The organism is Lentzea roselyniae (genome assembly GCF_039537795.1).
GTDB classification, from domain to species: Bacteria; Actinomycetota; Actinomycetes; order Mycobacteriales; family Pseudonocardiaceae; genus Lentzea; species Lentzea atacamensis.
The window spans coordinates 1-11,093 of the sequence record NZ_BAABBE010000077.1 but is presented as its reverse complement, the minus strand read 5'-3'; the positions used below and the strand labels follow the sequence as shown (position 1 = coordinate 11,093).

The window sequence follows — 11,093 nt, the reverse complement described above, 5'->3', positions numbered from 1 at the left end:
ACAGCGCCGAAGATGCTCGACCTACCCGACACCGTCTGGATCAACCGGCCGGCCAACGACACCGATCAACACGCCGACACAGAAGCCGCCTAACACCCACTGGTCTCAATCACCTTGACAAATTCCGCGGCGACAACGCGATCACCGTGCCGGGACGAACCCAACGCACGATCGACGCCAGGGTGCTCGCGGGGATCGCCACGCAGCCGGCAGTCGGAGCGCCGTTCGTGACGTGCACGAAGAACGCGCTACCCGCACCAGGGACGCGTTGAGAGTTCACGCCCATCACCAAGGCGTAGTCGTAGACAGCACCATGCTCAGCCAGGTTCTCCGACGTGCTCTCGTTGAACGGACACGTCCCACGAGCACACCGCTGATGAGTGTTGTAGTCAGGACTGTTGACATCACTGACCCACCAGTCCGAGCTGTCGATACGAAAGTACGACACCCCAGCACCAGGATCAGCCTGCCGACCGAACGCACCAGTGATCGCGAACACCCCAGCCGGCGTCGCCGACGACGACTCCCCGTAAGAACTCGAGATCCCGGGCGAACCGACCTTCGCCGCCACACCACCGAGCACCTGCGCCCAGTCACTCCCCGACTTCTGCCACGTCGACAACGTCGCATTCGACCCACCCGAACCCACCACCGAGTTCACCTGAGTCGCACTACCCACACGACTCACAAACCACGGCGCCACAACACTCCGCACCGAAGTCGCCGGCGCAGCCACCGCAGCAGGCCGCGGCACAGACGAACCGGTAGCGGCAGACGACTTCGTCACGCCACTGACCGACGTCGTCGTGGTCACGACACTGGAACTCGAACCAGCAGACGAGCTCACTGTCGTCTGCTCAGCGGACGTGGACCTGCGCTCGTCCGGAGTACCAATCGGAGCAGCCTGAGAAGACCCCTTACCGGACGCCACGACCAGCACCGCAACGGCCATCACCGCAAGAACAGGACACAGAACTCGAACCAGCACGGGAACATCGGCCAGGCGCCGGAACATGACACTCTCCACGCAAAGATCGGCCACTCACGGCATGTGCCGTCCGTGGCCGACCTGATCAGAAAAACCGGGATTAGAAGGGCTCTACGACTACCGCAGCAGCGTTCACGTCATCCAACCAGACGATGTCGTCGCTGGTGCCGTGCAACCGGAGGACCCAGGCCGTAGCAAGATCATTTGACCAAGAAGTCTGCCCCACAGGAACAGCCTTGAGCACCTAGCGGGTCTGTGGCGGAGAAGTGGTGTTGGCACAGCTGTATGTGCTGCCGTTGAAGATGAACGTCACATGTAGGTCTGTATCGGGATTCTCACCGAGGCCCAGCGTCACTTCCAGCGTTACGTTCGGCTCCGCCGGGTTTTCGTAGCACTGGTGGGGCTCGCCTGTGCGCAACCCGTTGGGCTCACGAGGGAGGCCTGCCAGTTCCTGCTGCAGCACCCATCCCTGCTTGGGAAACTCCTCGTGGAAGTAGGCAAGTAGCTCACCGTCCTCCAATGTGGAGCTCATCTTCCTGCCCACCTCACCGAGGTTGTCCTCGTCGTCGCAGGGCCTCGTCGCATAAATTTCCTGGCCCTTTGCCCCAGGAGGGAGCAACTCGAGCACCGGACTCGCCTTCAGTCTCTTCACGAGGGCGTCAGCTTCAGGGGTGCACTCCCGCTCCATGAACTTCCCGAGGCCGCATCCGGCCAGGCCGGGTGCGGCCACGAGAAGGGCCACACCCAGCACTGACCAACGAAACTTACGTCTCACCAAGAACTCAACCGTCCTGACGACAGATGCCCATTACAACGCCTAATTGCCATGTCCTTCGCCCACGGTCCGTAGCCCCTGATGCCGAGACCGACACTGCGTCCCCAGATGTTGTTGTGTAGATCTTGGTCGTGATCCTTGCCCCTGCTGTTTCCTTCGTGCGCGGTAGCCCAGGCATAGGCTACCCAGTAGCCCATCGTGAACACGAGCATCGCCTGCCAGATGCAATGCCGGAAGGCGTTCTGGCCGCGTTCCCACCAGGGGTACCAACTCGCCGCTGTGCGCATTGCCCAGACTGAGATCGCCAGATAGATCGTGCACTGACGAGGGAGCCACATGCAGCGAATCCGCTCGTGCCAGTTCATCTGGCTCTTCCCGAGCACACGGTGTGAGGCCCGGCCGTCCAGGTCTTCGTTGTTGACAGCATCGTGCTCGGCGAAATCGTAGTCGTTCGCGCTGCCTCCGTCGACGGGGTCCACGGACAGGAATCGTCCGAGGATCGGGCTGTAGGGACGGGCGCCCATCTGGACGATGGACAGCGCACCCGCGTGCTCGTACGGGCGTTGGTGCTGTCCGGCCCAGCCGTGGTCCATCTGACCGGGCAGGTTGTCGGGAACTCCGTCCGGGTCGACCGTGCCGTCCGTCTTCAGCGGCTCGCCGTTGGGCGTGTACGTCCGCAGCGCACCGATCTGCTTGCCGTCGTGACCGGTCGTCAGTGCGAGGTCACCTCGCACCGACGGGTGGTCGGTCGTCCGCGCGGCGGCGGTGGGCGTCCACGTCTGAATCACTCCGCCAGGAAGGCTGAAGGTGCGTGATAGCAACGTGTTGTCGGCACCCAGTGCGACGTCAGAGGTGTCACCGGCGGCGGTGTGGCCGTAGCGCACCACGTTGACGGTGTCGCCCTGCGCGGCATTCCGCTGGATGAGCCTGTCGGTGGCGTCTCTGAGGTACGAGACGTCGGCGGGGTCGGTTCCGGTGGAGCGTGCCGCGATGTTGCGGCCCGCGCCGTCCCAGGACAGGTGGGTGGTGGCGCCGCCGACCGTGTACTGGGTGGTGTTGCCGAACTTGTCGTACTGCACCCCGCTCACCACGGTCCCGCCGACGGTGGCGAGCAGTCGATCCGCGGCGTCGTAGCAGTAGCTCGTTTCTGCTACACCGCTCGCGGTTTCATCGAGCTGACGCACCCGGTTGGTGTTGAGACCGGCGTTCGACTGCGTGCCCGCCGGACACGCCGCGTTCGCTGCCGAGGTGAAGTCGTAGGTGTAGTGGTGCCCCGTGGTCCACACCTGAGTCAGCCGGCGCGCACCGTCGTAGAGGTAGTTCGACCCGTTCGGATTGGCGTCGATGCCTCCCAATGTCTCGTCGATGATCGTGCCGTTCCGCGTCCTGGTGACGGTCGAGACCACCTGCACGTTGTCGCTGGTCTTCCACGTCTGCGAGACCGTGCGGCCCGCCGTGTCCCTGCCGATCGAGGTCAGAGAGGCACCGTTGGCGTAGGTGGCCGTCGCCAGCTCACCGGCCGCGTCATATGTGACGGTGGCCAGCGGGATGTTGTCGAGTGACACGGTGAGTACCCGACCGGCGTCGTCGTAGGTGGAGGTCGTTTGCTGCGCCGCACTGTTCGGCGCCTTCACCTTCTCCATGGCCGTGCGGCCTGCCTCGTCGTACGTGGTCTCGGTGCGCACGCCGTGGGCGTCGATGTACTCGACCACTCGTCCCAGAAGGTCCACCCTCGTGGTGACGGTGCCGTTCTGGTCGCTGACCGAGGAGGTGAGCGGGTCACCGTTCACCGCGTAGTTCGTCGTGACGGTCCGTTCCGCCGCAGACGACGTCGAGGGGTGCTTGATCGAGGTCACCCGGCCGCGGCCGTCGTAGGTGGTGCAGGTCCACGTACCGCTGGAGCTCTTCGCGACGACCCTGCCGGATGCGTCGTAGATCTGCTCCTCCTCGAGGGCGGAGCCGGACGCGGGAGCTGGCTTACGGGTCAGCTTCGGCATGCCTGCTTGGTTGACCGCGTCGACCTGGGTTGTGCACGGGTTGTCCCGCGTCTCGGTGTTGCCGTAGTACTGGTAGACGGTCTGGGCACCTGTGGGCTTGGTCTTGCCGACCTCCCTCAGGTATCCGTTGCCGACCGCCTCGTAGCTCGCCCTGGTCGTCAGCGCGCCCTTCGTGGTGCTGGTGGCGAGCCCGTACGCGGCGTCCAGACCGTTGTCCGTGAAGCTGGTCCCGACGACCTCGTCGGCAACGCCGGCCGACTCGGACTTGATCTTTGAGGAGGCCAGGCCGTAACGGGGACGCAGGTTCGCGCCGGGCACGACCTGCTCGGTGCCACCCGGCCGGGTCCAGTACAGGTGCAGGTCGCCCGGACCGCCGGTGTTGTTGTAGTCGATGCGGATGCGCTTGATCGCACCTGCGGCCGGCGAGGTGTAGTTCGCGGTGTACGAGGTCGGCCCCTGGTCACGCCAGGCGTCGATCAGAGGCTGGTCGTCGATCGAGACGCGCACGCCGTCGTCCGCGAGCACCCGCAGCGCGTACTGGCCGGCGTCGGGGAAGACGATCTCGCCGCTGAGCCGGGCCGAGTACCCGGCACCCGGCAGACCCGCGGCCGGTGGCGTGGTGCCGTCGAAGTGCGCATCAATCGCACCACCCGTGCCCAGCCCACCCGTCACGTGCGTCTTGACCGTGCCGGCCAGACGGGCGTTGTCCCACCACGTCGCTTCCAGACCCTGCATGGTCGCGTCGTAGATCGTCTGCTCACGTGGCACCGTCGCCGAGCAGGCTGCTGTCGGCACCTGGCCGTTGAAGCAGTTCGCCGGAGCCGGACCCCACCGGTCAACCACTCGGTCGGCGTGGTCGTACACCGTCGTGGACACCCGTCCGGCGCTGTCGGTGCTCGTGAGCAGCTGGTCTTCGTTGTTCCACGTGCTGGAGGTCGTCCTGCCGGTCGCGTCGGTGTTCGTCAGCAGCCGGTCGGCGTCGTCATAGGTGACCTTCAGGGCGTAACCAGCTGCCGGAGACAACCCATAGATGTCCACAAAGGACTGACGGTTGGCCCTGTCGTATCGGTAGGTGTGGCCGAGTCGCTGCCCGTTCGCCAGTCCGTTCGCCGACGGCGTCTGGACGTTGGCCGCCGCTCGGCGACCACCCAGATCGGTGTAGCTGATCGCCGTGTAGGTCTCGGCGATGTTGCGCGTCGCCGGGTCCTGCGCCACCCAGTCGACCACGCCGGGGCCACGGAACGAGGCCAGCGTGCCATCGGCGTTGAAACCGAGATCAGTGAAGTCGCTACCGGGTTTCTCGACCCGAGAGATCGTGCCGTTGCGGTACCACAGCAGGGTTTGTGATCCATCCCAGTACGCGATGCGGCAGAGCATGTGGGCCGGCGGCAGCGCGTCCGAGCCGGGCGGCGGCGTGCGCCCCGCGTAGCAGTCATCGCCGGAACGGTTGTAGTACAAGCGATGTGCCCGGCCGGACACCGGATCGCCGAGCTGCGACAGCCGGGACGGCGAACCCGTCCAGGTCATCACGTTCGCCGCGGGAGAAAGGCTGTCCGCCGCGGTCGACTGGCCGGCGAGGTGGCCGTCGGCATTGAATGTCGTGACCACGCCGCCCTCGTGCAGCGTGATCCTGCCGGTGGTGTCCAGGCCGAGGATGCCATCCTGGCCAAGGGGCGGCGTGTAGCTGCCGGAGCCCGTCCTCGCCCAAGTGTGCTTCGAGCCGGACGAGTCGGTGAACACGATGGACTGGTCCTGCACCTGCGCCTTGACGTAGGTCGCCTCCCCGCCCACCAGACTGGTGTTGATCTGCCAGCCAGACGGCAGCGCCGGGGTATCCTGGGTGTACAGCCACGACGCGGGAACGATCTGCGGCGGCACCACCTTGTTCGACGCCTCGTTGGTCTGCACCCACAGCTTCATCCTGGCCGCGCCGGTGCGGTGGTACAGCTCAGCCGTGATCGGCACCCGCTGACCCGCGGTCAGCGCGATCTCGGTGACCGGGCCGTTCTGGCTCTTCAGCGCGAAGTTGACGTCCGAGGTATTCGGGTTGTCGTACACCAACGTGTTGTTGACCCAGATCTTCGCGCCGTTCGCATGCACACCACCGAAGTGGTAAGTGCCCGTCGCCGGAACCTGGAAGAAGCCCTCCCAGCGTCCCACGAACCAGTCGGGCGTCAGCGCGGGAGCGAACACCGACTCCGTGCCCCAGTCGGCGTTCACCTGGGACTCGTTGCGCACCAGCACGGGGTTCGCGTCCGGCGCACCGGAGTGCGTGCTGTCGTTGTAGTACGACGCGCGGAGCCCGTACGGCTCGCGGCCCTGCGAGTTGTAGGTGAACGACAGGCCGGACGAACCACCCACACTGGCGAACGTCGGACCGTCGATCTTCGTGGTGACGTTGCCGTTCGCGAGGTTCACCGTCACCGGGCCGAGGGTGTCCTTCGGCGCCGGCCCGGCGTCACCGATCCGTTGGTTCACCTTGAAGCGGCCGACCCAGCTGGGCGTCGTGGTGGTCACACCGCCGCTGAGCGCGGTCAGCACGGTCCAGGTGTAGCTGGTGCCGTCGGTGAGCACACCTGGCGGGACGGTCCAGGTGTTGCTGGTGATGCAGCCGGAGTCCACCACGGTGCCAGACTGCCCGTCGGCTCCCGTGGCAACCTTGAAGCAGTACAGGGTGCCGTCACCGGAGGGGTTGCTCACCGGGCTCACCGACAGCGTCGGCGTCAGGCTGGTCAGCACGCTGCCGTCCGCCGGGCTCACCAGCGACGTCGCCGGCGGCGCGGTGCCGTGGTCGACGATCAGGTTGACCTGCATGTTCTTGTACGACCAGTCGCTGCCCTCCGAACCGGTGAGCATGAACCAGGTGCTGTTGTCCCGCGCGTTGACCTTGCCCGCGATGAAGTCGGTCAGCGCTTTGGACTGGATCGAGCCCCGGTCACCGATCGGCCCGGACGCCAGGAACTGGCCGACGCCGTTGATGTCCAACGAGGTCGCGTGGTGCAGGTTCGACTGCCACGACAAATTCGACCCGGTCTGCGCGTTGCGCCAGAAGTCGTAGCGGGCGCCGACGATGTTCTTGCCGAACAACGGCGTGAAGTCGTGCCGGAACGCCGTACGCCAGATCGAGTCACCGCCGCCGGGGCCGGACTTGGAGTTGCCCACCGCGATACCGCAGTTGGTGCACTGGAAGCCGTCGGACTTGTAGGCCCTCGACTCGTCATCGTTGTTGAACCCGTAGGTGTAGGTCGGGTCCACGATCACCGGGAACACACGTGCCTTGTCGTTCAGCCACTTCGGGTCGACCGACACGGTCAGCAGCCAGGACTTCCCGTCCTGCTTGAGCCCGTAGGTGCCGCCGGTCTGCGCGGGCGCCTTGTTGTCCTTTGCGCTGCCCGACGAGTCCCAGGTCACGATCGGCGGCAACGACGCGACGACCTTGCCCTTGGCATCCTTGATCAACACGCCGTGGTCCTGCAGCGACGGGGTGAGTGAGCCCGTGTCCATCCGGAACACCCAGCTGCTGGTCAACGTCGGCTTCTTGACGATGATGGATTCCTTGACGGCGCCCGGCTCGACCTCGTACTCAAGATCGGTGTCCGGCAGCACGTCCACATAGGATGCTTTCGAGTCCTTGACCTGGCGGCCGACCCGCTTGGCGCCCTCAAGCGCCACCGAGATCCGCTGACCCGACTCACCCAGGTTGATCGGCCCCAGGGTCAACAGACCGCGGTCCTCGGCGGACGCCGCGAACTCCGGCTTCAACTGGTGCAGATCAACCTTGGCACGCTTGGAACCGCGGTCCTCGACCAGCCGGGTCTCCACCGGCCGCCACGCGCCCTTGTCATCCCGCACACTGACAGGCACCTTCGACAGTACCGTCGTGCGCGTGCCGTCGGGGTTGACGTAGTCGACCGACTTCTCCGCCCGGCCGACCTCCTTCGACGTCCTCGCATCGAACTTCGACGCCGCCTTGCCCGCATCCGCGCCCATCAACGGCCGGAAGTCACCCGCCGCCTTCGGCGACTCGTGCTTGCGGCCCTCCTGCTTCGGATTCGGCCACGACGACAACTCACGAGGATCGCGATACTCCGCCGCCGGCGCAGCCACCGCGATCGCGGGCACCGCCTGCACCACCGAAGCGACCAACGCCGCCACCAGCACCGCGGCAACCGGCGATCTACCACCGGGTCTGTACGACCGTTTTGTCCGTCTGACTCCAGGCAGACTCATCCACACTCCCGTGAAAGGAAATAACAGAAATCCATCGGCAGACACCGAAGACAGCAGCCGTCACCAGCACACCCGCGCGTCAAACAGAAGGCGAACGCAGGCGTGCTGGTACGGCGGAAACCGGGCTAAACCCGGCAGATCAAAGGAGAAAACGAGGCGGTCAGCAGGTCACGGATAACCGGCGAAGGCCGGACGAACGCGCGGATGGCGATCCCGCGAGACAGACGATCGTGACCATTGGTCTGTGAAGCGGCTCCGCAGCACGCGACATCAGCATGACCCCCCTTAAGCCCACCACCAGGCGATGATCACCCCCCGGTGACCACACAATTACCCGGCGTACCCGCAGGAACGCTAACTAACGTCGATCACACACCACAGACTCCAAATAGAGCAATCACACAGCCTCCTCGGCGTAGGCAAGCGCCTGCGACCAACGATGCGAGACTCAGCACACAGGAGTCACACACGCACCACAGCTTCGGCCCGCCTGGGCACGACTCGCCGGCGGAACCGCGAGGCACCTGCGGGCCTCCTCACCGGTCTCGACAAATCATCAGTTCCCCACCGATGTCGATGCGAGACGGCGCACTGACCAGCGGCAAGCCCCGTCAGACCGCTCGGCGCTCCCCACAGGCCAGACCACGGCCGTGCAGACCACCTCAACTTGCGATCAGACCGTCAACGGCGCACAACGGACGACACCACCACGTCGCTTGGAGGTCGTCATGGCCTGGACAGAACAGATCGGCACTCAGTCCTGGCGAGTCCGCTACCGCACCGGCGACGGGCACACCGCCTCGATCTCCGGCTTCACAACGCAGCGCGCAGCCGACAACTACGCCGCCGATATCGAGTGCGACCAGCGCCGCAACACGTGGTTCGAGCCCACCCGCGGCCGCACCACCGTCGCCGAATGGGTCACGACCTGGTTCGCCGCACTCGACCTCGACCCACGCACGATCGACAACTACCGCAGCGTTCTTCGCTGCCACATCCTTCTCCGCTGGGGCGCCACACCACTGGGCGCCATCACCACGCTCGGCGTGAACAAATGGATCAGCGACCTGCGCCAACTCGGCTACGCCAACACCACAATCGCCACCATCGTCAAGGTCCTGTCGATGATCCTCACCGACGCCCCCGACGAACACCTCATCCCCACCAACCCCATCCGCCGCTACCGACGCCGAGGACGACGCAGCCACCGCATCGAACGCAAACGCGTCTGGGCAACACCCACCGAAGTCCTCCGCATCGCAGAACAAGCCGCAGCACTCGGCGGCGAGACCGCTGGCCTGCTCATCATCACCGCCGCCTGGACCGGCTGCCGCTGGGGCGAACTCACCGGTCTACGACGAGACAACATCGACCTCAACCGCGGCGTCCTGATCATCGATCCACGCACCGGGGCACTACACGAGAGTGCGCACACGCGGTGGCTCGGCTCACCCAAGACCCCCTCATCAGCCCGAACCATCACTCTGCCGCCGTTCCTCATCACCATGCTCCGCAAACACCTTGAGCGGCACGACAACGAGTTCGTGTTCACCGCCGAGAGCGGAACATGGTTGTGGCGCAGCACATTCATCCGCCGAGTACTCAAACCCCGCGGTCAACGGCAACGAAGGGCGACCGCACCCAGGCGTCCGCGCAGTGCCGATCCGCCCCGGCCTGACGTTCCACGGACTCCGGCACAGCCACAAGACCTGGCTCATCGCAGACGGCGCACCCGAAATCGCCCAAGCACGACGCCTCGGACACCACCTACCCAACCGGAATTTGTCAAGGTGAATGAGGCCAGTGGGTGTTAGGCGGCTTCTGTGCCGGTCGTCTGGTCGGTGTCGTTGTCTGGTCGGTTGATCCAGACGGTGTCGGGTAGGTCGAGCATCTTTGGCGCGGTGGTGATGCCACCGAACCGGTGCGGGTGCCGCGCGCGGGCTTCGGCGAGGACGGTGCGCCGGTCGGCGGCTTTGGCGGCGGCCAGTCCGAAGTGGACGTCCGCGGGTGTGTGCAGGCCGATGCCGGTGTGTCGATGCTCGTGGTTGTACCAGTGGGTGAAGGTGTCCATGAACTGCCTCGCCTCTGTCAGCGATCCGAAGCGTTCGGGGAATTCCGGGCCGTACTTCAGGGTCTTGAACAGTGCTTCGGAGTACGGGTTGTCGTTGGACACCCGAGGCCTCGAGTGTGATCGGGTGACGTCGAGGTCGGCGAGCAGGGCCGCGACGGTTTTGCTGGTCATCGACGTGCCCCGGTCGGCGTGCACGACCTGCGGAACCCCGTGGACGGAGAAGATCTGTTCCATCAGTTCCTTGGCCAGGACACCGGATTCGCAGGCGTGGACATGGACGCCGACGATGTACCGGGAGTAGATGTCGATCATCACGTAGGCGTCGTAGTAGGTGCCCTTCACCGGGCCCGCGAGCTTGGTGATGTCCCAGCTGTAGACCTGACGTGGTGCGGTCGCGACCAGTTCCGGGCACACCTTCGCCGGGTGGCGCGCGAGCCGGCGGCGTTCCCTGACCTGCTTGTTGTCCGCCAGGACCCGATACATCGTGGACACCGAGCACAGGTAGAGGCCCTCGTCGAGCAGCTGCGCGTAGATCTGCAGCGGCGCGAGGTCCACGAACCGCGCGCTGGTGAGCACATCGAGGATCCGCAGCCGTTCCAGGACGGTCAGCTTGTTGAGCGGGGCCGGTGCCGGTTGTGGCATGACCACCGGCGTGGGCGCGGTCGCGGCCTTGCCGTGACGGATCGCCGTCGAGCGCACCAGGCCGGCCAGCTGGGCGGCTTGTCTGGTGGGCACACCGCCGGCGGTCATGGACACGTAGGCTCGGGTCAGCGTTTCTTGCGCTGCTCGTCGGAATCCGCTCTCTCCGAAAGACTTTCCAAGAGAGCGTGCGCTTTTCCCATGATGTCCAGAGCGGTCTCGGTGGTGTCCAACCGTTTGTTCAAACGAGCGTTCTCCCGTGTGAGCGAGCCTGTCACGATTTTTGTGTAAGCCAGAGGTGATTTGCTTACATTTGTAGGTTATCAGAAAAGTATGCGACCGGGGAAGAGGTTGATCAGTGTGTTCAATGCCACCTTCCAGCCGTGCGTTCCC

Annotated in this window: 4 protein-coding genes and 1 pseudogene; 1 reads left to right on the top strand and 4 read right to left on the bottom strand. The window is 65.3% G+C overall.

Annotated features, from left to right (window positions below):
- Positions 1–109: 109 nt before the first annotated feature.
- From ABFX45_RS45175 to ABFX45_RS45165, 3 genes are all read right to left on the bottom strand, one after another.
- On the bottom strand, positions 110–571 hold the full coding sequence (locus tag ABFX45_RS45175) for a L,D-transpeptidase family protein (protein ID WP_346137259.1): 462 nt from the start codon (positions 569–571) through the stop codon (positions 110–112).
- Positions 572–1,232: 661 nt separating this feature from the next.
- Positions 1,233–1,730, bottom strand: coding sequence for a hypothetical protein (locus tag ABFX45_RS45170; protein ID WP_346137258.1), 498 nt, complete (start codon positions 1,728–1,730; stop codon positions 1,233–1,235).
- Between the two features lie 29 nt (positions 1,731–1,759).
- Positions 1,760–7,915 carry a PA14 domain-containing protein gene (locus ABFX45_RS45165; RefSeq protein ID WP_346137257.1) on the bottom strand — a complete coding sequence of 2,052 codons (6,156 nt, stop codon included), beginning with the start codon at positions 7,913–7,915 and terminating at the stop codon, positions 1,760–1,762.
- Between the two features lie 803 nt (positions 7,916–8,718).
- Here ABFX45_RS45165 and ABFX45_RS45160 point away from each other — a divergent pair.
- Positions 8,719–9,804 carry a tyrosine-type recombinase/integrase gene (locus ABFX45_RS45160; RefSeq protein WP_346137256.1) on the top strand — a complete coding sequence of 362 codons (1,086 nt, stop codon included), beginning with the start codon at positions 8,719–8,721 and terminating at the stop codon, positions 9,802–9,804.
- Here ABFX45_RS45160 and ABFX45_RS45155 read toward each other — a convergent pair.
- Positions 9,801–10,957: pseudogene (locus tag ABFX45_RS45155) on the bottom strand (IS3 family transposase); the annotation flags it as partial. The gene ABFX45_RS45160 and the pseudogene ABFX45_RS45155 sit on opposite strands and share 4 nt — an antisense overlap.
- Between the last annotated feature and the right edge of the window lie 136 nt (positions 10,958–11,093).

Coding starts and splice junctions, on each gene's coding strand:
- ABFX45_RS45160 (WP_346137256.1), top strand. CDS start 8,719: ATGGCCTGGACAGAACAGATCGGCACTCAGTCCTGGCGAGTCCGCTAC.